Genomic DNA, 24,953 nt, shown 5'->3' on the forward strand with positions numbered 1-24,953 from the left:
GGCGATCTGGCATCAAAAGCGCCGGATTCCCCTCACGAGCGCAGCGAACAGATGGCGACGAGGAACGTCGAGTCGTGGGTGAAGGGCCGCAGGTCCCAGCTCTCCAGCGCCACGTCGAGCTTCAGGCCGGCGGCGTCCACGTCGGTGAAGAAGTCGGAGAACTCGTAGCCGCGGCCGGCGCCGAAGCCGACGATGACGCGCCCGTCCTCGGCGAGGTGGGCGCCGAAGCGACGCAGCACCTCCACCCGCGTGCTCGGGGCGAGGAAGCCGATCACGTTGCCGGCCGAGACGATCACGTCGAACGGCTCCTCGATGCCCATTGCAGGCAGGTCCATCTCGGCGAGGTCGCCGACGACGTAGGTCGGTCCCGGGTGGTCCTCTTCTGCGGCGGCGATCAGCGCGGGGTCCACGTCGATGCCGACGACGCTGTGGCCGAGGGAGTGGAGGTGACCGTCGAGCCTGCCGGGGCCGCAGCCCGCGTCGAGGATGCGGGCGTTACGGGGCGCCATGGCGTCGACGGTGCGTGCCTCGCCGAGCAGGTCGGCGCCGTTCTCCGCCATCATCCGGAACCGCTGGATGTAGCGGTGCGAGTGCTCCGGGTTCGCCGCGATGATCTGTGCCCAACGGCTCGGTTCTACCACGTGTTGCTCCTTAGGGATTGGAGCCCCCTGAGGGAGTCGAACCCTCGACCGCCTGTTTACAAGACAGGTGCTCTGGCCGCTGAGCTAAGGAGGCAGTGGGCTCCATTGTGCCGATTCCGTGCGCGCAAGACCTAATCCGCCGACCTCATTAGGGTGGGGGGAACCCAGGAGGTCCCATGCCCGAACCCGCAGGCCTGTTCGTCGGCCTGGCGACGCTCGACGTCGTGCAGCTCGTCGATGCCCTGCCGCGCCCCGACGAGAAGATCCGCGCTCTCGACGACATGCTCGCCGCGGGCGGGCCCGCCACCAACGCCGCAGTGGCGTTCGCCCGATCCGGAGGCCGCGCGACGCTCGTCACCCGCGTGCCCGACGGCCCGGCCTGGGACCTGATGCGCGGCGATCTCGCGGCAGGCGGCGTGGACGTGCTCCGGGCGCCCACCGCCCAGGGGCGACGGGTCACCGTCGCCTCCATCCTGGTGACTCGGGGGACCGGGGAGCGTGCGGTGGTGTCGACGGGCGACCGCAGTCACGCGGGTGCGGGCGTCGCCCTGGAACCGACCGCGTTCCTCGACGCGATCGACGCCGCTGCCTACTCAGTGCTGCTGTGTGACGGCCACGAGGCCGACCTCGCTATCCCGCTGGCCGCCCGCGCCCGAGAGGCGGGCGTGCCGGTGGTCCTCGACGGCGGCAGCTGGAAGCCCACGACGGCGGAGTTGCTGCGCCACGTCGATGCCGCGGTGGTGTCCTCGGCCTTCCGGCCCGCCGCGGGAGGCGACGTGCTCGACTACCTGTCGGAGGCCGGCGTGCCGTACGCCGCCGTGACGCGAGGGGCCTCGTCGATCCTGTACCGGACGAGCACCGGCGACGGGGAACTGGCGGTCGAGCCGGTGGCCGGCGTCGTCGACACGCTCGGGGCGGGCGACTTCTTCCACGGCGGCTTCGCCCACCACGTCGCCGCGCACGGACTCCACGACGAGGCGGGTTTCATGGCCGCGCTCGCCTTCGGCGCCGGCGTGGCGGGGGAGTCGATCCGGTCGTTCGGGACGCGGGCCTGGCTGGGCTAGGCCGAGGGTCAGGAGCCGGACGTGCAGACGAACATCTGGCCGGCTCCGGTGCAGTGCACCGTCTCGCCGGCGGGGATGAACACGGCCCCGCCCCTCGTCAGGGTGTGCTCTGCGTCGCCGCGGAGGGTGAACTCGCCGTCGGTCACCAACGCGATCCGGGCGGCGTCGTCGCGCGGCAGCGTCATCTCGTGGTGGTTGGTGGGGGTGATCATCCAGAGCTCGAACTCCGGGAAGTGCGTCGGGTAACGGTAGAGCCCGTCGGCGCCTTCGGGCCGGAGGATGGTGGGCTGCCGCTGCGCGAAGTTCACCAAGCCGAGCAGCCCGTCGACGTCGATGTGCTTCTTGGTGAGCCCGCCGCGGACGATGTTGTCCGACGAGGCCATCACCTCCACACCGGTGCCGCGAAGGTAGGCGTGCATGACGCCGGCCTCGAGGGCCACGGCCTCGCCCGGCTCGAGGTGGAACCGGTTGAGCAGCAGCGCCGCGAGGATCCCGGGGTCGCCGGGGAAGTGCTCGTCGATCTCCACCGCGGTGCGGGCGAACTCGCCCAGCGCCCCACCGGCGTCGAGGAACTCGACGGCGCGCGCCAGCACCAGGTCCACCAGGTGGCGGCGACGGTTGATGGTCAGGACGTCGAGGAAGACCTCCTGCAGCGCCAGCGACTCCTTGCGGTCGCGCAGCGGTCCGATCACCGACGTGAGTTCCGACGCGACACCGAGCTGCTCGAACAGCGCCACGGTCTCGGCGGGCTCGCGGAAGCCCAGCAGCCCCTCGAACGGCGTGAGCGCGACGATCGCCTCCGGCTTCGGCCAGTCGTCCTTGTACGAGCGGGCCGGGTGGTGCAGTGGGATGTCCCGGAGTGACTCCTTGGCGAAGCCCTCGACGGCCTGGTCCCTCGTCGGGTGCACCTGCAGGCTGAGGGGGCCGGCCGCGGAGAGGATCTTCATCATGTAGGGGAGCTTCGGGCCGAAGCGCTTCACGCTGCGGATGCCGATCTCCTCGGGGTGCTTGGCGAGGTACGAGGCCAGCGTCTCGCGCGGGTCGTCGTCGAAGTGCGACGGTCCGGCCTCGTGGGCCCCGAGCCAGTACTCGGCCCACGGCTGCCCGTCGGGCTCGATGCCCAGGATCCGCGGGATCTCGGTGCGGTCACCCCACGCAAAATGCTGCACGGTGCCCGTCAAGCCTCGCATCGACACGGTCCTCCTGAATCTTTGATCCATGCAATGCTAGCCGCTGGCGAAGTCCCCGGTGTGGGGAGATGAATGACACTGTTGTGATTCCTCGGTTAGACTCCTTGCATGTCCGAAGCCATGTCGTTCACCGCCGCTGGTATCGCCGAGCGCGATGCCGCGATCCTCGATTTCGAGGACAGCTGGTTCACGTCGTCGTCGCCCAAGGACCAGGCCATCATGGAGGCCTTCGGCTGCTCCTCGGCCCGTTACTACCAGCAGTTGAACGCGCTGCTCGACCAGCCCGAAGCCCTCGCCTACAAGCCGCTGCTCGTCAAGCGACTCCGCCGGCTCCGGAGCCAGCGCCAGGCCGCCCGCTCGGCCCGCCGCCTCCACTGAATCAGTACGGCCGGCGGTAGCCGCCGGTCTCCAGCCCCGCCTGCACCTCGAAGAAGTTCGCGTGCGCCCGGTCGCGCGTCCGGGCGAGGCTCCACGCCGTCGCCGCCAGGTAGAGCGGCAGGAACGGCAGCCCCAGGCAGTACGCGTACTGCCAAGCATGCTGGTCCTCGTGCTCCATGAGTGCAGGGATCCGCGCGACGGCGTCCTCCAGGCTCTGCCGGGGGACCAGCACCACACTGCCGACCGTGATCGCCGACGCCGTCACGGCCTTCGGGACCCGCGCACGATCGGCGACGAGCAGGCCGCCGCGAAAGCGGAATCGCGCCCGCGTCAGCAGCCCGGCCAGGACGCCGAGCATGGTGGAGCCGTTGAGCAGGTTGGCCGCGTCACGCAGCCCTCGGGAGATCGGCACGGCACGAGCGTACGCGTCAGCCGGGCCTGGGCGCGGCGACGTCGTCGGAATCTTTGCACTCTTTGGGTGCGAGTGCTAAGAATGGATTTAGCACTCGGCGAGCCTGAGTGCTACCTGGGTCTAGGTGAGGCATCTGCCGTCCGTCGCGGGCACCTGGCACCGAACCGACACCTGAACATCCGAGGGGCTGAGCCCCGCACTTGGGAGGACTCCCGACCGATATGTCTAAGCTGATTGAATTCGACGACGAGGCCCGCCGCGGCCTCGAGCGCGGCATGAACACCCTTGCCGACGCTGTCCGTGTGACGCTTGGCCCCAAGGGCCGCAACGTCGTCCTGGAGAAGAAGTGGGGCGCCCCCACCATCACCAACGACGGCGTCTCCATCGCCAAGGAGATCGAGCTCGAAGACCCGTTCGAGAAGATCGGTGCCGAGCTCGTCAAGGAAGTTGCGAAGAAGACCGACGACGTCGCGGGCGACGGCACCACCACCGCCACCGTGCTGGCGCAGGCGATGGTCCGTGAGGGTCTCCGCAACGTGAACGCCGGCGCCAACCCCCTCGCCCTCCGCAAGGGCATCGAGGCGGCCGTCAAGGCGATCATCGCGAAGCTCGAAGAGGCCGCGATCGACGTCGAGACCAAGGAGCAGATCGCTGCCACCGCGTCGATCTCCGCCGCTGACACCACCGTCGGCGAGATCATCGCCGAGGCGATGGACAAGGTCGGCAAGGAAGGCGTCATCACCGTCGAAGAGTCCAACACCTTCGGGCTCGAGCTCGAGCTCACCGAGGGCATGCGCTTCGACAAGGGCTACATCTCTCCCTACTTCGTCACCGACGCGGAGCGCATGGAGGCCGTCCTCGACGACCCGTACGTCCTGCTGGTCAACTCCAAGATCTCGTCGCTGAAGGACCTCCTGCCGGTCCTCGAGAAGGTCATGCAGTCTGGCAAGCCGCTGCTGATCATCGCCGAGGACGTGGAGGGCGAGGCCCTCGCCGGCCTGATCGTCAACAAGATCCGTGGCACCTTCAAGTCCATCGCCGTCAAGGCCCCGGGCTTCGGTGACCGCCGCAAGGCCATGCTGACCGACATCGCCATCCTCACCGGCGGCCAGGTCATCTCCGAGGAGGTCGGCCTGTCGCTCGACACCGTGACCCTGGACCTGCTGGGCAAGGCTCGCTCCGTCCGCGTCACCAAGGACGAGTGCACCATCGTCGACGGCGCCGGCGACCAGGCCCAGATCGAGGGCCGCGTCACGCAGATCCGTCGCGAGATCGAGAACTCCGACTCGGACTACGACCGCGAGAAGCTGCAGGAGCGCCTCGCCAAGCTGGCCGGCGGCGTCGCCGTCATCAAGGTCGGCGCGGCCACCGAGGTGGAGCTCAAGGAGCGCAAGCACCGCATCGAGGACGCCGTCCGCAACGCGAAGGCTGCCGTCGAGGAGGGCATCGTCCCCGGTGGTGGCGTCGCGCTGCTGCAGGCGGCCGCTGCCGCTCACGTCGAGGAACTCACCGGCGACGAGGCGACCGGCGCGCAGATCGTCTTCGCCGCCGCGAAGGCCCCGCTGCGCCAGATCGCCCACAACGCCGGCCTCGAGGGCGGCGTCGTCGCGGAGAAGGTCGCCGGGCTGGAGTCCGGCCAGGGCCTCAACGCTGCCACCGGCGAGTACGTCAACATGGTCGACGCCGGCATCATCGATCCGGCCAAGGTCACCCGCTCGGCGCTGCAGAACGCTGCCTCGATCGCGGGCCTGTTCCTGACCACCGAGGCCGTCATCGCCGACAAGCCGGAGAAGGCCCCCGCGGCCGCTGCCGGTGGCGACATGGACGGAATGGGCGGCATGGGCGGCTTCTGACCCGCTTGGCTCAACCAGCCTGATGGGGCGGTCCGACTTCGGTCGGGCCGCCCCGTCTGCGTGTCCGGCGCCGGTTTGCCTGCCTCCCTCGAATGCGCCCGCCCGAGTTGGGCTGGCCTGCCGGATCCGGCAGGTTTCCGAACGCAGGCAGGCGGCCCCGAGGGAGGCAGGCGAGCCCCGAAGGCGGCAAGTTGCCTCGTCGCAAACGCTTCAGGCACTGCGGCGGCGCGGGCCCCGACGCCCTCGGGCTATCCTGTGAGCGATTCGGACCCGATGGAGGAGCGACTTTCGATGAGCGCGAGCGACACGAAGGGCGTCGTCCGCGACCTCGCCGCCGCCGACGAGGCGGGCGGTGACGAGAGGGCGCTGATGGCCGCCGTCGCGCGCGCCCACTACCTCGAGGACCGGTCCCGCGTCGAGATCGCCGAGGAGTTCGGGATCTCCCGCTTCAAGGTCACGCGCCTGCTCAAACGCGCCCGCGACGAGGGCGTCGTCACCATCCAGGTCAATGACGTGGGCCTGCCCGACATCCGGCTCGCGCGCCGCCTGCAGAAGACGCTGGGGCTGCGGGCCTGCGTCGTCGTCCGGTCGCACGGCTCAGAGGACTCGCGGCGCTACCAGGTGGGCACGGCGGCCGCGGAGCACCTGAGCTCCACGCTCCACGACGACGACACGCTCGGCGTCGCCTGGGGCCGCACCCTGACCGCGACCGCCCAGCAGCTGACGTCGCTGCCGCAGGTGTCGCTGGTGCAGTTGAGCGGCTTCGTGGCAGACAACCTCTCGTCGCCGATCGCGATCATGAGCCGCGTCGCAGCGTTGACGCAGGGCCAGATCTACCCGATCTTCGCCCCGCTCTACATCGCCGACAAGGAGACGGCCGAAGGACTCCGCCGCCACCCGGACATCAGCCGGGCCATGCAGCAGTTCAGTTCCATCACGACGGCGCTGCTGTCGGTGGGCTCGTGGGAGCCGGAGGACAACCAGGTCCGCGAGGTGCTGCCCAAGAAGGATCTAGCCAACGCGCTCGCCAAGGGCGTCTACGCGGACGTCGCGGGCCTCCTGCTCACCCGCGACGGGCGTCTGGTGGACCCCGAGTTCCAGGAACGCTGCATCACGATCCCCGCCGACATCCTGGAGCGGGTGCCGCGGAAGATCGGCGTGGCGGCCGGCTCCCGCAAGGCCGGGGCGATCGGCGCCGCGGTGCGGGCGGGACTGATCAACGAGGTCGTCACAGACCACGAGCTCGCCGAGACGCTCCTCGCCATGCTCGACGACGAGGGACCCGCCGCCTAGCGTTCGCCGAAGGCGGCCGCGAACCGCTCCTCGTAGCGCTCCATCACCGTGGGGTCGTGGGGCGCGTCGAAGCGGACCATGTCGCCCACCACCCAGGCCGGGGGGACGTCGTCGCCGGAGAGGGTCCACGCCGCCTGGCGGGCGGCGCCCAGGGCGACGTACTCGCCGGCGGGCGGCACGTCGACGGGACGGCCCAGCACCGCGGGCGCGATCTCCCGGACCGCGCGGGAGCGGGAGCCGCCGCCGACGATCAGGATGCGATGGATCTCCTGGCCGTGCGACGCGGCCCGGTCGATGCAGGCACCCAGCAGGCACAGCATGCCCTCGACCGCCGCGCGGGCGAGGTTGGCGGGGGTGGTGTTCGCGCTCGTCATGCCGGTGAGCGACGCCGTCGCCTCGGGCAGGTTCGGGGTGCGCTCCCCGCCGAAGAACGGCAGCAGGACGACGCCCTCGGCGCCCGACGGCGCGGACAGGGCCAGCTCGTCGAAGCCGTCGTAGTCCACGCCCAGCAGCTTGCGGACGCGGTCGAGGATCGGCGCCCCGTTGAGGGTCACCTGCAGCGGCAGGAACCGCCCGGTGGCGTCGGCGAACCCGGAGACGGTGCCCGTCTCGTCGTGCCAGGAGCCGTCGGAGACCGCGCCGACCACCCCGGACGTGCCGAGCGACAGCCAGGTGTCGCCCGGGCCGACGCCGAGGCCCAGCGCCGCGCCGGCGTTGTCGCCGCAGCCCGGGCCGACGACCGCCTCGGGCAGCCCGAGCGCGGTGGCCTGTCCGGCCGACTCGTTGGGGCCGAGGACGCGCGGCAGCACGATGCGGCGGGCGGCCTCCTCGTCGATCCTCAGCGCGTGGGCGAGGAGGTCGTAGCGGTACTCGCCGGCGCGGGCGTCGTAGTAGCCGGTGCCGGAGGCCTCGGAGCGGTCCGTCGCGAGCGACTCGAGCGACGTCGCACCCGAGATGCGCCACGTGAGCCAGTCGTGCGGCAGGCAGATCGCGGCGATGCGGGCCACGTTCTCGGGCTCGTTGTCGGCCAACCAGCGCAGCTTCGTGACCGTGTACGACGCGACGGGCACGGACCCGGTGGCGTCGGCCCACGTCTTGGCGCCCAGTTCGTCCGTGAGGTCGCGGGCGGCCCGCGCCGACCGGGTGTCGTTCCAGAGGATGGCGTCGCGGATGACGCGACCCTCCGCGTCGAGGCACACCATTCCGTGCTGCTGCCCGCTGACGGCGAGCGCGTCGACGTCGTCGAGCCCGCCAGCCAGGTCGATCGCCTGCTGCAGGGCGTCCCACCACGCCCCCGGATCGCAGGAGGTGCCGTCCGGGTGCGGGGCTTGGCCCTGTCGCAGGACTGTCCCGTCGTCGGCGTCGCAGACAAGGACCTTGCAGGACTGCGTGGAGGAGTCGATGCCGGCCACCAGTGGCCGCGAGTTCGACGTGCCGAGTTCGCTCATGCGCGAAAGCGTAACCGCACGGCTCTCCGCGTGGAATGCGCCCCGTCGTCATGGACACGCGAACAGCCGCTCAAATGAGCGCGCGAGTATCGATTTTGTAACATTCGAGCGTTCGGGCTATCTTTCAGGCATTGGCACGACGAATAATCGTCGAAGTCGTAACACCAGCGAGGGTTAGCGAGCCGAGAGTGACAGTGGACGTCAACGAGGTGATCCGGGCAGCGAAGGGCCGGATCGCCGCCAGCGGGGCAGCGGTGGCTGCCGTGGCCGAGGCCATCGACGAGTCGTTCGTCCGTGCGGCGTCCCTCATCATCGATTGTCCCGGCAAGGTCTTCATCGGCGGATCCGGCACCTCCGGCGCCGTGGCCCACCGGATGGCCCACGTCCTCTCCGTGACCGGCACGCCGAGCATCTACTTCTCGCCCATGGACAGCCTCCACGGCGGCGCCGGCGTGGTGGACGCCCGCGACGTGGTGCTCCTGATCTCGAAGGGCGGCGCCTCTCAGGAGGTGCTCGACTGCGCCGACGTGATGCGCGCCCGCGGCTCCACCGTCATCGCGCTCACCCGCTCCCACGACACCGACCTCGCCCGCCGCGCCGACATCAGCCTCGCGCTCGACGTGCCGCAGGACACCGAGCTGGGCGGCGTCGTCGCCACCGGCATCACGCTGGCGCAGGCCGCCTGGGGTGACGCGCTCGCCGAGGTCCTGATGCGGGCCCGCGGCTACACGCTGCGCCAGTTCCACGCGACGCACCCCGCCGGCGCGGTGGGCCTGCTCGACGAACTGCCCGCCGACCTGCCGCCCCTCACGCTCCCCAGCCACGACCGCACCCGCTCGGAGGCCAGCCATGGTTGACGTGGTCCTCGGCGTCGACAGCTCGACGCAGTCCTGCACCGTCGAGGTTCGCGACGCCGTCACCGGCGCGCTGCTCGGGGGCGGCCGGTCGCCGCACCCGGTGACCCACCCGCCCGTCAGCGAGCAGCACCCCGACCGCTGGTGGTCGGCGCTGGTCGACGCCGTTCGCACCGCGACGGACGGGCTCGATGCCCGGGTCGTCGGCATCGGGGTCGGCGCGCAGTGCCACGGCCTCGTCGCGCTCGACTCCGACTGGAACGTCATCCGCCCGGCCAAGCTCTGGAACGACACCACCTCCGGCCCCCAGGCCGCAGCGCTCGTCGAGCGATTCGGCGCCGAGTGGTGGGCGCGGGAGATCGGCGTGGTCCCGTCGGCCGCGCTCACGATCAGCAAGCTCGCGTGGCTCCGCGACAACGAGCCCGAGTCCTTCGCCCGCGTCGCCCACCTCTGCCTCCCGCACGACTGGCTGACCTGGCGGCTGACAGGCGCCCACGTCACCGACCGCTCCGACGCCTCGGGAACCGGCTACTACTCCGCCGACCTGCTGCAGTGGCGCACCGACATCCTCGACGACGTGATCGCCGCCCGCGACTGGCTCCCGATGCTCCCCAAGGTGCTCGGCCCCGACGAGGCCGCGGGCACCCTGCTCCCCGAGGTCGCGGCCGAGCTGGGCATCGACGAGGGCGCGATCGTCAGCGCCGGCGGCGGCGACCAGCACCTGGCCGCGCAGGGCATCGGCCTCGCGCCCGGCGACGTGGCGTACAGCCTCGGCACCTCCGGAGTCGTGTTCGCCACCACCGACACCCCGATCAAGGACCCGAGCGGTGGCCTGGACGGCGTCGCCAACGTCACCGGCGGCTACCTGCCCCTGGTGTGCACGCTCAACTGCACCAAGGTCACCGACACGTTCGCCCGGCTGCTCGGCGTCGACCACGCCGAGCTCGGACGCCTGGCGCTGGACGCGGACCCCGCCGCCGAGCGGCCCGTCCTCGCCGCCTACCTCGACGGCGAACGCTCGCCGCGGCTGCCGTGGGCGACCGGTGCGCTGGCGGGCCTCACCACCGCCACGACGCGCGAACAACTCGCCCTCTCGGCTTTCGAGGGCGTGGCGCTCGGCCTCGTCCGTGGCGAGAGGCTGCTCCAGTCGTTCGGCATCGACGTCGACGGTCGCACGATCCTCATCGGCGGCGGAGCCCGCTCGGCCGCCTACCGGCAGGTGATCGCCGACCTCACCGGCCGGCCGGTCATCACGGTCGACGCCCCCGAGGCCACCGCCCGCGGCGCGGCCATCCAGGCGGCGGCCGTCGCGGCGGGGGAGTCCGTCGCCGAACTCACCCGGCGCTGGGCGCCGCCCGAGACCTCACGGACGCTCCCCGCCAGGGACCGCTCCGGCGCGGACGCCCGCTACCGGCGCCTCGCGGACCTGCAACTCACGACTGCTCTCTAGCAAGAGATTGGAATGGAAATGGATCAACTCCCCTCAACGATGACGGCCAGCGTCCTGCGCGCGGTCGGCGAGGTCGCCCTGGAGGAGCGCCCCGTGCCGACGCTCGAGCCCGACGAGGTGCTCGTCCAGGTGGCCAGCGTGGGCGTCTGCGGGTCGGACGTGCACTACTACCAGCACGGCCGCATCGGCAAGTACGTCGTCGAGGCGCCCCTCATCCTCGGGCACGAGGTCAGCGGCCGGATCGTCGCCGTCGGCTCCGACGTGGACCCCGCCCGGGTGGGGCAGCGCGTCGCCATCGAGCCCCAGCGGCCCTGCCGCACCTGTGAGTTCTGCCGCGCCGGCGACTACAACCTGTGCCCCGACATGGAGTTCTACGCCACGCCCCCGATCGACGGGGCGTTCGCCGAGTACGCCAAGATCCAGGACGACTTCGCCTACGAGGTGCCCGACTCGATCAGCGACGACGCCGCCGCCCTCATGGAGCCGCTGTCCGTCGGCATCGCCGCCGCCCAAAAGGGTGGCGTCAAGGTGGGCGACACCGTGTTCGTCGCCGGCGGCGGCCCCATCGGGCTGATCGCCGCCCAGGTGGCGCGCGCGTTCGGCGCCAGCCGGGTCGTCGTGAGCGACATCGACGCGGGCCGCCGCGACCTCGTCGCCTCTTACGGCTTCGAGGTGGTCGACCCCTCCACGGAGCCCACCGACGACATCGACGCACACGTCTTCATCGACGCCACCGGCGCCGTCCCCGCCATCACCGGCGGCGTGCGCGCCACCCGCTCCGGCGGGACGGTCGTCCTGGTCGGCAGCGCCGACGAGTTCCCGCTCTCCGTGGCCGAGGTCGCCATGCGCGAGCTGAACGTCACCGGCACCTTCCGCTACACCAACACGTGGCCCATCGCCCGCGACCTGCTGAGCCGGGGGCTCGTCGAGCTCGACTCGCTCGTCACCCACCGCTACGGCATCGAGCAGGTTGAGGAGGCGCTCACCGCCACCGGCGACGCGCTCAAGCGCATCGTGCACCCGGGCGTGAAGCGCGTCGAGGTCCCCGACGTGAGGAGCTCGCATGAGTGACGTGCTGCTCGCCGTCGACGGCATCTCCAAGTCCTTCCCGGGCGTCAAGGCGCTCGACAACGTCTCCTTCGCGGCCCGGGCCGGCACCGTGCACGCCGTCTGCGGCGAGAACGGGGCGGGCAAGTCGACGCTGATGAAGATCATCAACGGCATCTACCACCCCGACGCCGGCACCATCCGCATCCGCGGCGAGGAGGTGCAGATCAAGAACCCGATCGACGCCCGCGCCAAGGGCATCGCGATGATCGCCCAGGAACTCAACTACGTCCCCAACATGACGATCGCCGAGAGCCTGTTCCTCGGACGGCTCCCCACCAAGGCGGGCCGCGTGGACTGGGGGCACATCAAGCGCGAGGCGAAGCGCGTGCTCGCGGAGGAGGGGCTCGACTACTCCATCAACCGCAAGCTCGGCTCGCTCACCGTGGCCGAGATCCAGACCCTGGAGATCGTCCGCGCCGTCTACCACAGCGCCGACATCTTCATCATGGACGAGCCCACGTCGTCGATCGCCCACAAGGAGGTGCGGGCCCTGTTCGACAAGATCAACCGGCTCCGCTCCGAGGGCAAGGCGATCCTCTACATCTCCCACAAGATGGACGAGGTGTTCGAGCTCGCCGACGACGTCACCGTCCTCCGCGACGGGGAGTGGGTGAGCAGCCGACCCTCCGCCGAGACCACCCCCGACCGGGTGATCGCCGAGATGGTGGGCCGCGACCTCGACCACCAGCAGTACCCCAAGGAGCAGGTGCCGCTCGGCGACGTCGTGCTCAAGGCGGAGGGGCTCGCCAGCGACAACCTCTTCGAGGACGTCAGCCTGCAGGTGCGGGCCGGGGAGATCGTCGGCCTGGCCGGACTCGTCGGCGCCGGCCGCAGCGAGGTCGTCCGCGCCCTGATCGGCCTCGACAAGCTGCACGCGGGCCACGTCGAGGTCGACGGCGAGCCGGTCAAGCTCAACAATCCCAAGAAGGCGCTCGACAAGGGCGTGGTCATGCTCTCCGAGGACCGCCGCCTGGCCGGCATCATCCCGGCGCTCAGCATCAAGAAGAACGCGACGCTGGCGAACATGAAGAAGGTCGTCTACGGCGGCTACGCCCACGCCCGCGAGGAGCAGAAGATCGTCGACGAGTACTTCGGCCGGATGCGGGTCAAGGCGCCCAGCACCGAGGTGAAGATCGCGTCGCTGAGCGGCGGCAACCAGCAGAAGGTGCTCCTGGCGCGGTGGCTGATCGCCGAGCCGAAGGTGCTGCTGCTCGACGAGCCGACGCGCGGCATCGACGTCGGCGCCAAGTGGGAGATCTACCGGATCATGACCGACCTCGCCCGGCAGGGCAAGGGCATCCTCATGATCTCCTCCGAGCTGCCGGAACTGCTCGGCATGTGCGACCGCATCTACGTGATGTCGTCGGGCCGGCTGACCGCTGAGCTCGAGCGGGACCAGTTCAACCAGGAAACCATCCTTAAGTACGCGATGAATGAAATCGAGGTGGCGTGACGATGCCGTCGGCACTGAAGCGTTTCGACGCTAGCAAGTACACAATCTTCATAATCCTGGCGGCCGGCATCCTCATTGCCAGCCTGCTCAGCGAGAACTTCCTGAGCACCAACAACGTGTTCAACGTGCTGCGGCAGGTGGCGGTCATCACGATCCTCGCCTACGGCACCATGACGCTCATCATCGGCGGCATGATCGACCTCTCGTCGGGCGCCGTGATGGCGTTCGCGGGGGTCGTGTCGGTCATCGTCTACAAGCAGTCGACGAGCATGGTCCTCGCGCTGCTGGCCGCGATCGCGATCGGCGTGGCGTGCAACCTCTTCAGCGCGGTCTTCGTCGCGTACCTCAACGTGCCAGCCTTCATCGTCACGCTGGGCGTGATGCTGATCGCCCGCGGCGCGGTGCTGGAGATCACGCAAGGCCAGAACATCACCCAGTTGGGCGACTTCGTCCTCATCGGGCAGGGCAACCTGGGCTGGTTCCCCATCCCGGTGCTGATCCTCATCGCGATCACGGCCGTGGTCTGGTACCTGATGAACCACACCCGCTACGGCCGTTCCGTCTACGCCATCGGCGGCAACGAGGAGGCCTCCCGCGCCTCCGGCATCCCGGTCGAGCGAGTGAAGATCCAGGCGTTCATCGTCAACGGCGTGCTCGTCGGCATCGCGGGCGTGATCTTCATGTCCCGCGTCAACGCCGGCCTCCCCAACGCGGGCGTCGGCTACGAACTGCAGGCCATCATGGCGCCCGTCATCGGCGGCACCAGCTTCTCCGGCGGCGTCGGCACCACCCTCGGCACCCTCGCGGGCGCGCTGATCGTCGGCATCCTCAGCAACATCATGAACCTGACCGGCGTCGGCTCCTACATCCAGCAGATCGTCATGGGCCTCATCATCGTCGGCGCCGTCTCCTACGACATCTGGAGCAAGCGCGGCAAGGTCCGCACCACCATCCTCAAGAAGCGCGAAGAGAAGGGAAGCGGCGAACCAACTGTCACGGGCTCGGTCGGCTAGACCCACCACATCAATGAAGAACAAGAACCCAAACCGCAATCCCAACACCAAACACAGGAGAACAACAATGAACACTTGGTTGAAGCGAGCAGCGGCGGCGGGCATCGCCGTGGCGATGGCCACCCTGTCCGCCTGCAGCGTCACCACCGGGACCCCCGGCTCCGACAACAGCACCGCCGGCGGCGGCGACGGCGAACAGAAGGATAGCTACCGCGTGGCCTACGTGGCGCGTGCGCAGGTCGACTCCTTCGCCGCCTGGCTGGCCAACGAGATGAAGGCCGAGGCCGAGAACTACGACGACATCGAGCTCGAGGTCTTCGACGGCCAGGCCGACGACGAGATCGAGAACCGGATGATCGAGAACGCGATCGCCAATCAGTTCGACGCCATCATCATCCAGGCCAACAACGCCGAGGCGCAGCGTCCCTACATCGAGCAGGCCGTCGCCGCGGGCATCGTGACCATCACCACGAACCCGCGCGTCGAGGGCATCGAGGGCGCCTCCTCCGTCGACGCCAACCCGTACGAGCAGGGCGCGGTCGTCGCCCGACTCGCGGTGGAGCAGGTCCCGGAGAACGCCAAGGTGGTCGTGCTCAACGGCCCCGGCGGCAACATGCACAGCACCGAGCGTCGCAAGGCGTGGGAGCAGGAGTTCTTCGCGAAGCGACCCGACGTGCAGATCGTCGGCGAGGACATCGCCAACTGGAACAAGGACGAGGCCCTCACCCTCATGGAGGACTGGTCGCTGGCCAACCCGGACATCCAGGCCATCATCTCCATGAACGACAACATGGCCACCGGCGCGCTCGAGGCAGTCAAGGGCAAGTCGGGCTTCGAGGAGATCCAGGCGTACGGCGTGGACGGGACCGCCGAGGCGGCGCTCGCGATCGAGGCCGGCGAGATGACCGCCACCTCCCTCCAGGACGCCGCGGAACTGGCCCAGCTCAACCTGAAGACCGTCCACGACCTGCTCACGGGCGCCGAGGAAGAGGTCAACACCGACGTCGGCAACCCGCTGATCACGCAGGAGAACGCGTCGGAATACGTTGAGATGTACAAGGAGACCGGTCAGATCAGCTGACCCGCCAACAACAACCACCGCACGGGGTCCCCGGTCCGCGCACGGGCCGGGGACCCCGTCGATTGCCAGGAGGGCAAATGTCAGTACTCGACAAGTTCAACCTCACCGGGCGCACGGCCCTGGTGACGGGCGCCACCCGCGGGCTGGGCGCCGAGTTCGCGGTAGCGCTGGCCGAGGCCGGCGCCGACGTGGTCGTCCACGGCCGCGACGCGGAGGCGGCGGAGGAGACGAAGCGCAAGATCGAGGCGCTCGGGCGCGCCGCGCATGTCGTCCTCGGGGACCTCACCGGCCCCGGGGCGGCGGACGCGGTCGTCGACGAGGCGATCGCGGCCGTCGGCCACCTCGACATCCTCGTGAACAACGCCGGTGCCTGCATCCACAAGGAGGCGCTGGACGTCACGGACGACGAGTGGGACCACGTGATCGACACGAACCTCACTGCGCTGTGGCGGATGTCACGGGCCGCCGGCCGGCACATGGTCGAGCGTGGCTCCGGGAGCATCGTGAACATCGGGTCCATCTCGGCCCTGATCGTCAACCGACCCCAGATGCAGCCGGCGTACAACGCCTCCAAGGCGGCGGTGCACCACCTGACCAAGTCGCTCGCCGCAGAGTGGGCGCCTAAGGGAGTGCGGGTCAATGCGGTCGCGCCCGGTTACATCAAGACCGACATGTCGCCGGTCGACGAGCCGCGCTTCCAGCGGTACTGGATCGAGGATGCGCCGCAGCAGCGCTACGCGACCCCCGACGAGGTGGCGCCCACGGTGGTGTTCCTCGCCTCGGACGCCGCGAGCTTCATGTCCGGCACGATCGTCGTGATGGACGGCGGCTACACGCTCTACTGAGGCGGGTGCCGAGAACACGGAGTGCGTTCACGCCCACAGAGCCCTGCACAGGGGGCTCTGTGGGCGTTTTCTCACCCGCAGCGCGGCCACCTGCGGCCCGCGCCGTCGCGCCTCAGCCCCAAACGCGCCCGGGCCCGGCAAAATGTCGTCATGGCGCTTCTTGAAGTGATAGCGATGACCGCGGCCGACGCGAGAAACGCCGACGCGGGCGGTGCCGACCGGGTGGAACTCGTCGGCACGATGGACGACGGCGGGCTCTCGCCGGAGCCCGGCCTCATCGAGAAGGTCCGCCTCGCCACCACGATCCAGGTACGGCCCATGCTGCGGCTGCGTGCCGGGTTCGCCACCGACGGCGGCGAGGTCGTCCGGCTCAAGGGGCTCATCGCGAGCTTCATGGACGCCGGGGCCGACGGGGTCGTCCTGGGCTTCCTCAACGGGCTCAACGAGATCGACACCGAGGTGGTGGGGGAACTCGTCGGCGACGGGGCCGTGCCCTACACCTTCCACCGCGCGGTCGACCACTGCCTGGACCAGAAACGGGCGTGGCGCGCCGTCCAGTCGCTGCCCGGGCGGCTGACGCACGTGCTCACGGCCGGGTCGGCGCTCGACGTGGAGCACGGGCTCACCGACCTGATCGCGCGGGCGAAGGCCGACCCCGAGCTCGCCAAACGCATTCTCGTCGGCGGGGGCCTGCAGGCCGAACACGTGCCCTGGCTGGTGCGCGCAGGCATCCACAACTTCCACATCGGCCGCCCGGCCCGGCCCGGTGGCTCGTACAAGGCGTACGTCGACCCCGACCTCGTGCGGAGCTGGCGCAACCTCGTCGACGACGAGATCGCGCACGAGAGGCAGCGCCTTGCAGCGGCACGTTAAGCGACGGGAGGCCGCGCGGGTGCTGGTGGTGGCCGGCTCCCGCGTCCTGCTCCAGCAGGACACCGACCCCGGCGTCCCGGGATCACGCTGGTGGATCACTCCGGGAGGGGGCATCGACCCCGGGGAGTCGCCCGGCGAGGCCGCAGTGCGGGAGTTGTGGGAGGAGACCGGACTCGTCGTGAGGCTGTCCGACCTGCGCGGGCCGGTGGCTGTCCGGCACGTCCGGCACGGCTACTCGGACCGCATCCTCTTCCAGCGGGAGACGTTCTTCCGCGTCGACGTGGACCACTTCGAACCCGATCCCGTCGGGCTCACCGCCTCCGAACTGGAGCGGATGCGCGGGCACCGGTGGTTCCCGGTGGATGCGCTGCCGCAGGTCCTGTGGCCGGCGTCGCTCGGTGAACTGCTCCGGTGGTCCGGTGGGCCTGCGCTCGACCTCGGGTTGATGGACGAGTCGACGGTGCCGTGACCGGAGCAGGCGACGATCAGTAGCCCCGTCGCGGGCCCTCGTCGCGGGGCGCCTGCCCGGGGAAGGGCGGCGCATCCCGCAAACCGGGCGGATCCAGCGGCGACCAGTAGTCGTCGTCATCGTCGTCGTCCGAGGGCGGCTTGCTGGCGAACGTGCGGATCACGAACGCCGCTGCGAGCACGAGGCTGGTGAGCCCGAACAGCACCCCGGCGCTCGCTGTGGGGATCATGAGCTGCACGAGCAGGAAGGTGGACCCGATACCGACGGCCGCCGCGCCGATCCTCGCCGTCCACGGCACGCGCAGCACGCTGATCAGCCCGGCGATGATCATCAGCATCGGGGCCGCGTCGGTGAGCACCACCCCGACGGTGCAGAGCCCGGCCACCAGGTAGACGAGCGTCTTCTGTGCGTCGGTGGGCGGGGTGGCGGCGGCGGGCCCGACTCCGGGGCGCCCTCCGACCGGCAGCGCGTCGGGCGGCGGTCCGGGGAGCGGCTTGGCGCCCGGCGGGGGAGGCGGGGGCATCGTCGGCTCCGGCGCCTCGAGCGCGGACGAGGCGACGGCGAACGGCGCGCGCGGGTCGCGCCTGCCGTCGGCGAGCAGCGGGATCGACGTGAGGGCCGCGGCCGCCACGTCGAAGGGCTCCTCCGGGCGGCGCGACGACTGCTTGCGGGGTCCGAAGTGCTCCAGCGGCGGTGCCTCCGTCGCCTCGAGTCGGTCGGGTGCCGGGACGGGCCCGGGCGTGACGCTGGGCCGGGCCTCTGCCCTGGTGAGGGGGTCGACGACGGGCGCGGCGAACCCGTCGGGACGTTCCGTCGGGGCATACGCTGCCCCGTCCTTCCAGGTGGCCATGCCGCCATAGTAACCGTCAGGCGCGCAGCCGGATTGCGCGAGCGGGGCCGCGAAATGGCCACCACAGGGGCTTCTTCCTAATCTGGGGGGAGAACCAAGGAGAGTGTTGAACGTGGAAGTTGTGATCTGTCGGGATGCGGCGCAAGTGGGGATCGTCGCGGCGGAGAAGGTGGCCGACCGGCTCCGGGGCCGGGCCAACCCCGTCATCGGGCTCGCGACCGGCAGCTCCCCGCTCGACCTCTACGCCCACCTGGCCAAGCTCGTCGACGAGGGTGCGCTCGACCTGTCGCAGGCGTACGGGTTCGCCCTCGACGAGTACGTCGGGCTGGCCCACGAGCACCCCGAGAGCTACCACGCGGTCATCCGCCGCACCGTCACCGAGCCGCTGCGCATGAACCCGGCCCGCGTCCGCGTCCCCAACGGCATGGCCGCCGACCTCGTCGGCGCCGCCCAGCAGTACGAGGAGGCCATCCGTGCCGCCGGCGGGGTGGACGTGCAGGTGCTCGGCATCGGCAGCAACGGCCACATCGGCTTCAACGAGCCGTTCACCTCGTTCGGCTCCCGCACCCACCGGGTCCCGCTCACCGAGCAGACCCGCAACGACAACGCGCGCTTCTTCGACTCCATGGACCAGGTGCCGACGCACGCGCTCACGCAGGGCCTCGGCACGATCATGGACTCCCGCACCGCCGTCCTGGTGGCGACGGGCGAGCACAAGGCCGACGCCGTCGCCGCCATGATCGAGGGGCCCGTGGCCATCGCGATGCCCGCGTCGATCCTGCAGTTCCACCCCGACGTGCACGTCGTCCTCGACGAGGCGGCCGCCGCGAAGCTGGCGAGCAGGGACCATTTCCACAAGCTCTGACCCCACGGGTAGACTGCCCAGTCAGTAGTTCTTCAGAAAGGGACTGGCAGTGCCAACCGGGAAGGTGCGCTTCTTCGACGCGGAGAAGGGTTTCGGGTTCATCACCAAGGATGACGGCGGCGACGTCTACGTGCGCGCCACCGCGCTCGCCGATGGTGTGGCCGCGCTGCACAGCGGGCAGCGGGTGGATTTCGGTGTCGTCGACGGGCGGCGGGGCGAACAGGCCCTGAACGTCCGCGTCATCGAGCAGCCGCCGTCGCTGTCGAAGGCCGCCAGGAAGCGTCCCCAGGAGATGGCAGTCATCATCGAAGACCTGATCCAGATGCTCGACGGGGTGGGCAACGGCTACCGGGCCAACCGCCACCCCGACCCCAAGATGGCGGCCAAAGCGGCTCAGGTGCTGCGCCGCGTCGCCGATGAATTGGAGCTGTGAAGTTGGTAACACCACCGCCCCGGGCCAAGGCCCCGAAGCTCGACCCGATCGCCGCCGCCGCGGTTGACCTGGCGCGCGAAGCCGCGAACGGCGTCAGCGGGCCGGAGGCCGTCGGGGAGCATGTCGAGGCCGTCGCCGAACCGGGCGACCGGGTGGTGACCCACTACTTCGAGTGCCTGCTGCCCGGCTACCCGGACTGGCACTGGGCCGTCACCACCGTGCGCGCCTCGCGCGCCAAGTTGGCCACCGTCAACGAGGTGTCGCTCCTGCCGAAGGAGCAGGCGCTGCTGGCGCCGGCATGGGTGCCGTGGGAGGAGCGGATCCAGCCCGGCGACGTCGGCCCCGGCCTCCTCATGGCCACGCCGGACAACGATCCCCGCCTCGAGCCCGGCTTCGCGGCCACCGACCTGCCCGCCGACGCCGACACCAGCGAGTGGGTGCAGCTGCGCACGACGGTCGCCGAGCTCGGCCTCGGCCGCGAGCGGGTCCTCAGCCGCTACGGACGCGACGAGGCGGCGGAACGCTGGATCGCCGGCCCGCCCGGCCCCGGTGATGAGGGCTCCCGCGAGGCGCCCGCGAACTGCGGCACCTGCGGCTACTTCGTCCCGCTGCGGGGCTCGCTCGGCACGCTCTTCGGTGCGTGCGCAAACAAGTACTCCGCCTCCGACGGCCGCGTCGTGCACCTGGACCACGGCTGCGGGGCGCATTCCGACGTCGTCGAGAAGTCCCGGGCCCGGGAGCTGCCGGCGCCCGTGTTCGACACCATCAGCCTCGACGAGGGACTCTTCGACTAGCTAGCTCAGGCAGGTGCCGGTGATCGTGAACGGCACCTCCTCCACGAGCCCTGACGGTGCCGCGACCGCCGACGCCCGGCCGGTCAGCCGGAAATTGTCCTCGCTTCCCCCGAACTCCGCGCTGCCCGCGAATCCGCCGACGAGCGCGGTGCGGCCGCTGGGCATCGTGACCACGAGGTCGCGCAGTTCGCCGTCCTCGACGAGGAGCGTCACCCCGGAACCTTCCGGACCCGGTGCCACGACCGAGAGCCCGCGCGCCACGTCGCACTGCACCTCGGCGAACTGCGCGGACTCGTCGCCCAGCATCACCGAGAGGGTGCCGCCCGTCATGACGTCCCTGGTGGGCACCTCGATGGGTCCGGGCGGCTCGTCGGCGGCACTGGGGGAGACCGCGCCGGCGGAGGGGGTGAAAGTTGCAGTGGGGACGGGATCGGACGCCGAGGGCGACGGGGTCGGCGAGACGGTGCAGCCGGCGACGAAGGCCGTAGCCAGCGCCAACCAGCCGGCACGCCTCAGCCTCGCCACGCTACCCGTCACCGGTCCAGCGTAGGTGATGCCGTGTCTGCGGGGCGACCTCGCCTCGGCTCCCCGGAGCCCGAAGCACTACCATGACCGCCGTGACTACGAACACTGCTGACACCGCGGCCGACACCGGCCAATCCGCGCTCGACCGCTACTTCGGCATCACGAGACGTGGATCCACCGTCGGACGCGAGATCCGCGGCGGGCTGGTCACGTTCTTCGCGATGGCCTACATCATTGCCCTCAACCCGCTCATCCTCGGCACCGCCGTCGACAAGAACGGCCTGCTGATCTCGGGAGCCCCGCAGCTCCTGGCCAACGGCGACGTCGACCACGCCGCCGTCGCCGCCTCCATCGGCATGGTCGCGGCCGCGACCGCGCTGATCGCGGGCGTGATGACCATCCTGATGGGCGTGATCGGCCGCTTCCCGATGGGCATCGCGGCCGGGCTCGGGCTGAACGCGCTCGTCGCGTACGTGCTCGCCCCGCAGATGACCTGGGCGCAGGCGATGGGCCTCGTGGTCTGGGAGGGCGTGCTGATCGCGATCCTCGTGCTCACCGGCTTCCGCACCGCGGTGTTCCGCGCCGTCCCCAAGACGCTGCGCACGGCCATCTCCGTCGGTATCGGCCTGTTCATCGCGTTCGTCGGCCTGATGAACGCGGGCGTCGTCCGTCGCGGCGCCGGTACGCCCGTGGAGCTCGGGGTCGGCGGCTCGCTCGTCGGCTGGCCGATCCTGGTGTTCCTCGTCGGCTTCTTCCTCCTCATCGCGCTCCACACCCTGCGCGTCAAGGGCGCGATCCTCATCTCCATCGCCGTCGCCACCGTGCTGGCGATCATCGTCGAGGCGGTGGCGAAGGTCGGCCCGCAGACGCCCGACGGCGCGAACCCGACGGGCTGGGCGCTCAACGTCCCGCAGCTCAGCGACTTCTCGCTGCCCAACCTCTCGCTGCTCGGCAACATCGACCTGTTCGGCGCGTTCTTCCCCGACGGCCAGTTCTCCCTGACCGTCACCCTGACGCTCGTCGTCCTGGTCTTCTCGCTGCTCCTGGCGGACTTCTTCGACACCATGGGCACCGTCGTGGCCGTCGGCTCCGAGGGCAGCCTCCTCGACGAGCAGGGCATGCCCGAGCGCACCACCGAGATCCTGCTGGTCGACTCCGCCGCGGCGATCGCCGGCGGCCTGGGCTCGGTCTCCTCGAACACCTGCTACGTCGAGTCCACCACCGGCGTCGGCGAGGGCGCCCGCACGGGCCTCGCCTCCGTCGTGACCGGCGTGGCGTTCCTCGTCGCCATCTTCCTCGCGCCCGTCATCAACATGGTTCCCTCCGAGGCCGCCTCCCCGGCGCTCGCCTTCGTGGGCTTCCTGATGATTTCCCAGGTCGTCGACATCGACTGGAGCAAGCCCGAGTTCGGCATCCCGGCGTTCTTCACGATCATCTTCATGCCGTTCGCCTACTCGATCACCACCGGCATCGGCGTCGGCTTCCTCGCCTATGTCTTCCTGATGGTCGTCAAGGGCCAGGGTCGCCGCGTGCACCCGCTGATGTACGTCGTCGCGGCGATGTTCATCGTCTACTTCCTGCAGGGACCGCTGATCGACCTGATCGCGGGCTGATCGCCGGGCCGAGCGCGGGGGTTCACCTGCGTCCGGTCGGGTTCACCTGCCTCCGTACGGGCCACCTGTCTCCGGTCCGATTCACCTGCCGACGTCCCAGTGCGTCAGCCTGTTGTGAGACAGCTGGGTGGGGAAAGGCAGATCGTCATGGAAGAGGAGAAAGCGGCGGCGGTGCCGTTTCGTCCGTCGAGGCAGCATCACTTCACGCCAGCCCAGAAGTGGGCGGTGTTGCTGGAGTGGGACCAGTGTCTGGATCGGGGAGCGAAGGCCGAGTTCTGTCGGCGGATCGGGGTCTGGAACGGGACCCCGCTGGAATGGTCTCGGCAGCGGGCCGAGGGCAAGCTGAAGGATCCGGCTACCGTCGGTTCCATGAACAAGGACCCGAAGAAGGATCCGCGGTTGAGCGCCGAAGAACGCCGGGAGCTGCAGCAACTGCGGCGTGAGAACCAGCGGCTGGAGCGCGAACTGGAGCAGTCCCAGGCTGCGGTCGACATCTTGGGAAAAGCTGCCGCGCTCTTGGAATCGCTGGCCAAGGGCGCGGACCAGCTCCCGCCGGAACCGAAGCCGGGCCGCCCGGCCTGGTTACAAGGGCCCGATACCTCGCAGTTGCCGCCGATACCGCCCAGGCCCTCCAAGCCGCAGGAATGAGCATGGTGCGGGCCTGCGATCTGCTCGGTGTCGCGCGGTCGAGCGTGTATCGCCACCTCGCCGGCGGACGGGTCTCGACATTGACCATCCCTCAGGCGGAGCGGAACTATCCGAACCGGCTCAGCCCCGAGGAGCAGGTGGCGATCGTGGCCCGATTGAACCAGGAGGATGTGGCGGACCTGTCGATTAGGCAGGGCTATTACTCGCTGCTCGACCGGGGCGAGTATCTGGGATCGCTGGCCACCATGCACCGGGTGATGCGGAAAGCCGGGCAGTCCGGGGACCGGCGTCGCTGCAGCACCAACGGGACCGCGTTGCCGCGGGTCAAGCCGGTCCGAGCGTGTCAAGTTGTTTGTGTAAGTGGTCGACATTTCAGGGGTTAGAGGTAGGGCTGGATTCGGTCGGGGTAGGCGAGGGCGAGTTGGGCGAGGGCTCGTTTCCAGTTCGTGACGACCTGTCCTTCGACGAGTCGGGGTTCGGCTTTGCGTTTCGAGCCCTTCGGTAGGCCGCGTTCCTTGGCTCGGTCACGGGCGCGTTTGTCCTCGATGTTGCAGATCGCCAGCCAGAGCAGTTTCACGACCGCGTCGTCGGAGGGGAAGTGACCGCGGTTCTTGGTGACCTTGCGCAGCTGGTAGTTCAACGACTCGATCGCGTTGGTGGTGTAGATCACCCGGCGCAGCATCGGCGGGAACGCCAGGAACGGTGTGAACCGGTCCCAGGCATCGGCGAACACGCGCACGGTGTTCGGGTTCTCCTTCCCCAGCTCAGAGGCCGCGAACGCCTCCAACGCCGCTCGGGCTGCCGCCTCGTCGGCGGCTTCGTAGACGCTCTTCAACGCGGTCGCGACGGGTTTGCGGGCCTTGTAGTTCACGAACCGCATCGCCTGCCGGATCAGATGGACCACGCAGGTCTGGACGGTGGCTTGGGGCCAGGTGGCCTCGATCGCCTCGGGGAACCCCGTGAGGCCGTCGCAGCAGACGATCAGCACGTCCTGGACGCCGCGGTTGGCGAGTTGGGCACACACCCCGGCCCAGAACTTCGCTCCTTCGGTGGCTTGGAGCCAGATCCCCAGCACGTGCTTGATCCCGTCCATGTCGACACCGACGGCGATGTGGGCGGCCTTGTTCCGCACGTGCGCGCCGTCGCGGACCTTCACGATGATCGCGTCCAAGTAGATCACGGGGTAGAACGCCTCCAGCGGGCGCTGCTGCCACGCCAGCACCTCATCCAGGACCTCGTCGGTGATCTTCGAGATGGTCTCGCGGCTGATCTCCGTGCCGATCGTGGAGACGAGGTGGTGCTCGATGTCTCTGACGGTCATCCCACCCGCATACAACGAGATGATCATGTCATCGAGTCCGCCCAGCCTTCGGCTGCCCTTGGGGACCAGCATCGGCGTGAACGTCCCGTCCCGGTCGCGAGGGATGTCGAGGTCGACGTCACCGACGCTCGTGGCGACGGTCTTCGGATACGTACCGTTGCGGGAGTTCGGGAACACGTCCGCGTCGGGATCGCCCTTCTCGTAACCGACATGCTCGGTCAGTTCCGCTTGGAGACCGCGCTCCAGGCCCGACTTGATCATCTGCTGGATCAGGCCGTCCTTGCCCTCGAGCTGCACGCTGCCGGCATCGATGGCGGCATAGAGCTCATCCAGCACACCGCTGGCCTCGAGGGCCCGGACGCCCTCACGCTGCTCGCGGCGACGCTCCTCACGGGCGTGCTTATCCATCATGGTCATCAGTGTCTCTGCTTTCGTGTCAGGAGCCACCCCTTACACAAACCATCTGACACCACCGCC

Annotated in this window: 26 protein-coding genes and 1 tRNA gene; 19 read left to right on the forward strand and 8 right to left on the reverse strand. The window is 69.8% G+C overall.

Translation table 11 applies throughout. The features are described 5' to 3' along the window. Positions 1-32 precede the first annotated feature (32 nt). Complete coding sequence (locus tag BLR46_RS04880) at positions 33-641, reverse strand: class I SAM-dependent methyltransferase (RefSeq protein ID WP_176761663.1); 609 nt, start codon at positions 639-641, stop codon at positions 33-35. Between the two features lie 18 nt (positions 642-659). After that, positions 660-735 (reverse strand) — tRNA-Thr (locus BLR46_RS04885). Positions 736-817: 82 nt separating this feature from the next. Here BLR46_RS04885 and BLR46_RS04890 point away from each other — a divergent pair. Beyond that, entirely contained in the window at positions 818-1,705 is an 888-nt protein-coding gene (locus BLR46_RS04890) for a PfkB family carbohydrate kinase (RefSeq protein WP_093249397.1), read from the forward strand. An 8-nt stretch (positions 1,706-1,713) separates the two neighbouring features. On the opposite strand, the gene manA is transcribed toward BLR46_RS04890, so the two are convergent. After that, entirely contained in the window at positions 1,714-2,895 is a 1,182-nt protein-coding gene (gene manA, locus BLR46_RS04895) for a mannose-6-phosphate isomerase, class I (RefSeq protein ID WP_093249399.1), read from the reverse strand. 108 nt (positions 2,896-3,003) lie between these two features. On the opposite strand from manA, the gene BLR46_RS04900 reads away from it, so the two are divergent. Beyond that, positions 3,004-3,273, forward strand: coding sequence for a DUF3263 domain-containing protein (locus tag BLR46_RS04900; protein WP_093249401.1), 270 nt, complete (start codon positions 3,004-3,006; stop codon positions 3,271-3,273). Position 3,274: 1 nt separating this feature from the next. Here BLR46_RS04900 and BLR46_RS04905 read toward each other — a convergent pair whose 3' ends face one another. Further along, positions 3,275-3,685 carry a hypothetical protein gene (locus BLR46_RS04905; protein ID WP_218118321.1) on the reverse strand — a complete coding sequence of 137 codons (411 nt, stop codon included), beginning with the start codon at positions 3,683-3,685 and terminating at the stop codon, positions 3,275-3,277. 221 nt (positions 3,686-3,906) lie between these two features. On the opposite strand from BLR46_RS04905, the gene groL reads away from it, so the two are divergent. Both groL and BLR46_RS04915 read left to right on the forward strand, forming a co-directional pair. Next, positions 3,907-5,538 (forward strand): chaperonin GroEL, encoded by a 1,632-nt coding sequence (groL, locus tag BLR46_RS04910; protein WP_093249403.1) that lies wholly within the window; start codon positions 3,907-3,909, stop codon positions 5,536-5,538. A 291-nt stretch (positions 5,539-5,829) separates the two neighbouring features. After that, complete coding sequence (locus BLR46_RS04915) at positions 5,830-6,831, forward strand: sugar-binding transcriptional regulator (protein ID WP_176761664.1); 1,002 nt, start codon at positions 5,830-5,832, stop codon at positions 6,829-6,831. Here BLR46_RS04915 and xylB (BLR46_RS04920) read toward each other — a convergent pair. Then, entirely contained in the window at positions 6,828-8,279 is a 1,452-nt protein-coding gene (xylB, locus tag BLR46_RS04920; protein WP_093249408.1) for a xylulokinase, read from the reverse strand. The genes BLR46_RS04915 and xylB (BLR46_RS04920) overlap by 4 nt on opposite strands. Before the next feature lie 188 nt (positions 8,280-8,467). Here xylB (BLR46_RS04920) and BLR46_RS04925 point away from each other — a divergent pair, with 188 nt between their 5' ends. The 9 genes from BLR46_RS04925 (at position 8,468) to BLR46_RS04965 (ending at position 17,427) form a co-directional block, all read left to right on the forward strand. After that, a complete protein-coding gene (locus tag BLR46_RS04925; protein WP_143008215.1) occupies positions 8,468-9,136 on the forward strand; it encodes an SIS domain-containing protein in 669 nt (222 codons plus the stop codon). After that, the gene (xylB, locus tag BLR46_RS04930; protein ID WP_093249413.1) at positions 9,129-10,583 is read left to right on the forward strand and encodes a xylulokinase; all 1,455 of its coding nucleotides are present in this window, start codon (positions 9,129-9,131) and stop codon (positions 10,581-10,583) included. The genes BLR46_RS04925 and xylB (BLR46_RS04930) overlap by 8 nt, the downstream gene beginning before the upstream one ends. Positions 10,584-10,601: 18 nt before the next feature. After that, complete coding sequence (locus BLR46_RS04935) at positions 10,602-11,654, forward strand: NAD(P)-dependent alcohol dehydrogenase (RefSeq protein ID WP_093249416.1); 1,053 nt, start codon at positions 10,602-10,604, stop codon at positions 11,652-11,654. Beyond that, positions 11,647-13,146, forward strand: a complete 1,500-nt coding sequence (locus BLR46_RS04940) for a sugar ABC transporter ATP-binding protein (RefSeq protein ID WP_093249418.1) — start codon at positions 11,647-11,649, stop codon at positions 13,144-13,146. Before BLR46_RS04935 ends, BLR46_RS04940 begins: the two co-directional genes overlap by 8 nt. A 2-nt stretch (positions 13,147-13,148) precedes the next feature. Next, entirely contained in the window at positions 13,149-14,159 is a 1,011-nt protein-coding gene (locus BLR46_RS04945) for an ABC transporter permease (protein ID WP_093249420.1), read from the forward strand. Positions 14,160-14,226: 67 nt separating this feature from the next. After that, a complete protein-coding gene (locus BLR46_RS04950; RefSeq protein ID WP_093249423.1) occupies positions 14,227-15,240 on the forward strand; it encodes a sugar ABC transporter substrate-binding protein in 1,014 nt (337 codons plus the stop codon). Positions 15,241-15,317: 77 nt separating this feature from the next. Next, positions 15,318-16,085 (forward strand): SDR family NAD(P)-dependent oxidoreductase, encoded by a 768-nt coding sequence (locus tag BLR46_RS04955; RefSeq protein ID WP_093249425.1) that lies wholly within the window; start codon positions 15,318-15,320, stop codon positions 16,083-16,085. A gap of 150 nt (positions 16,086-16,235) precedes the next feature. Next, on the forward strand, positions 16,236-16,958 hold the full coding sequence (locus BLR46_RS04960; protein ID WP_093249427.1) for a copper homeostasis protein CutC: 723 nt from the start codon (positions 16,236-16,238) through the stop codon (positions 16,956-16,958). Next, the gene (locus BLR46_RS04965; RefSeq protein ID WP_093249429.1) at positions 16,942-17,427 is read left to right on the forward strand and encodes an NUDIX hydrolase; all 486 of its coding nucleotides are present in this window, start codon (positions 16,942-16,944) and stop codon (positions 17,425-17,427) included. The genes BLR46_RS04960 and BLR46_RS04965 overlap by 17 nt, the downstream gene beginning before the upstream one ends. 16 nt (positions 17,428-17,443) lie before the next feature. On the opposite strand, the gene BLR46_RS04970 is transcribed toward BLR46_RS04965, so the two are convergent. Further along, positions 17,444-18,277 (reverse strand): hypothetical protein, encoded by an 834-nt coding sequence (locus BLR46_RS04970; RefSeq protein ID WP_093249431.1) that lies wholly within the window; start codon positions 18,275-18,277, stop codon positions 17,444-17,446. Between the two features lie 112 nt (positions 18,278-18,389). Between BLR46_RS04970 and nagB the strand changes: the two genes are divergently transcribed. Genes nagB through BLR46_RS04985 form a run of 3 tightly spaced genes read left to right on the forward strand, consistent with a single transcriptional unit; the run spans position 18,390 to position 20,369 of the window. Beyond that, on the forward strand, positions 18,390-19,142 hold the full coding sequence (nagB, locus tag BLR46_RS04975; RefSeq protein WP_093249593.1) for a glucosamine-6-phosphate deaminase: 753 nt from the start codon (positions 18,390-18,392) through the stop codon (positions 19,140-19,142). Positions 19,143-19,191: 49 nt separating this feature from the next. Next, on the forward strand, positions 19,192-19,575 hold the full coding sequence (locus tag BLR46_RS04980; RefSeq protein WP_093249433.1) for a cold-shock protein: 384 nt from the start codon (positions 19,192-19,194) through the stop codon (positions 19,573-19,575). Beyond that, on the forward strand, positions 19,572-20,369 hold the full coding sequence (locus tag BLR46_RS04985; RefSeq protein ID WP_093249434.1) for a DUF3027 domain-containing protein: 798 nt from the start codon (positions 19,572-19,574) through the stop codon (positions 20,367-20,369). Before BLR46_RS04980 ends, BLR46_RS04985 begins: the two co-directional genes overlap by 4 nt. Here BLR46_RS04985 and BLR46_RS14820 read toward each other — a convergent pair whose 3' ends face one another. Then, positions 20,370-20,906: a lipoprotein LpqH gene (locus BLR46_RS14820; RefSeq protein ID WP_143008216.1), complete on the reverse strand. Its 537-nt coding sequence runs from the start codon at positions 20,904-20,906 to the stop codon at positions 20,370-20,372. It abuts the gene before it with no gap. A 71-nt stretch (positions 20,907-20,977) separates the two neighbouring features. Between BLR46_RS14820 and BLR46_RS05000 the strand changes: the two genes are divergently transcribed. The 3 genes from BLR46_RS05000 (at position 20,978) to BLR46_RS05010 (ending at position 23,538) form a co-directional block, all read left to right on the forward strand. Continuing rightward, positions 20,978-22,507, forward strand: a complete 1,530-nt coding sequence (locus tag BLR46_RS05000) for an NCS2 family permease (protein ID WP_093249439.1) — start codon at positions 20,978-20,980, stop codon at positions 22,505-22,507. 147 nt (positions 22,508-22,654) lie between these two features. Continuing rightward, a complete protein-coding gene (locus BLR46_RS05005; protein WP_093249440.1) occupies positions 22,655-23,155 on the forward strand; it encodes a hypothetical protein in 501 nt (166 codons plus the stop codon). Then, positions 23,152-23,538 carry a hypothetical protein gene (locus tag BLR46_RS05010; RefSeq protein ID WP_143008217.1) on the forward strand — a complete coding sequence of 129 codons (387 nt, stop codon included), beginning with the start codon at positions 23,152-23,154 and terminating at the stop codon, positions 23,536-23,538. Before BLR46_RS05005 ends, BLR46_RS05010 begins: the two co-directional genes overlap by 4 nt. Here BLR46_RS05010 and BLR46_RS05015 read toward each other — a convergent pair. Beyond that, positions 23,535-24,887, reverse strand: coding sequence for an IS256 family transposase (locus tag BLR46_RS05015; RefSeq protein ID WP_143008219.1), 1,353 nt, complete (start codon positions 24,885-24,887; stop codon positions 23,535-23,537). The two genes, BLR46_RS05010 and BLR46_RS05015, sit on opposite strands and share 4 nt — an antisense overlap. Positions 24,888-24,953 lie beyond the last annotated feature (66 nt).

It is taken from the genome of Tessaracoccus oleiagri (assembly GCF_900103275.1).
GTDB lineage: Bacteria > Actinomycetota > Actinomycetes > Propionibacteriales > Propionibacteriaceae > Arachnia > Arachnia oleiagri.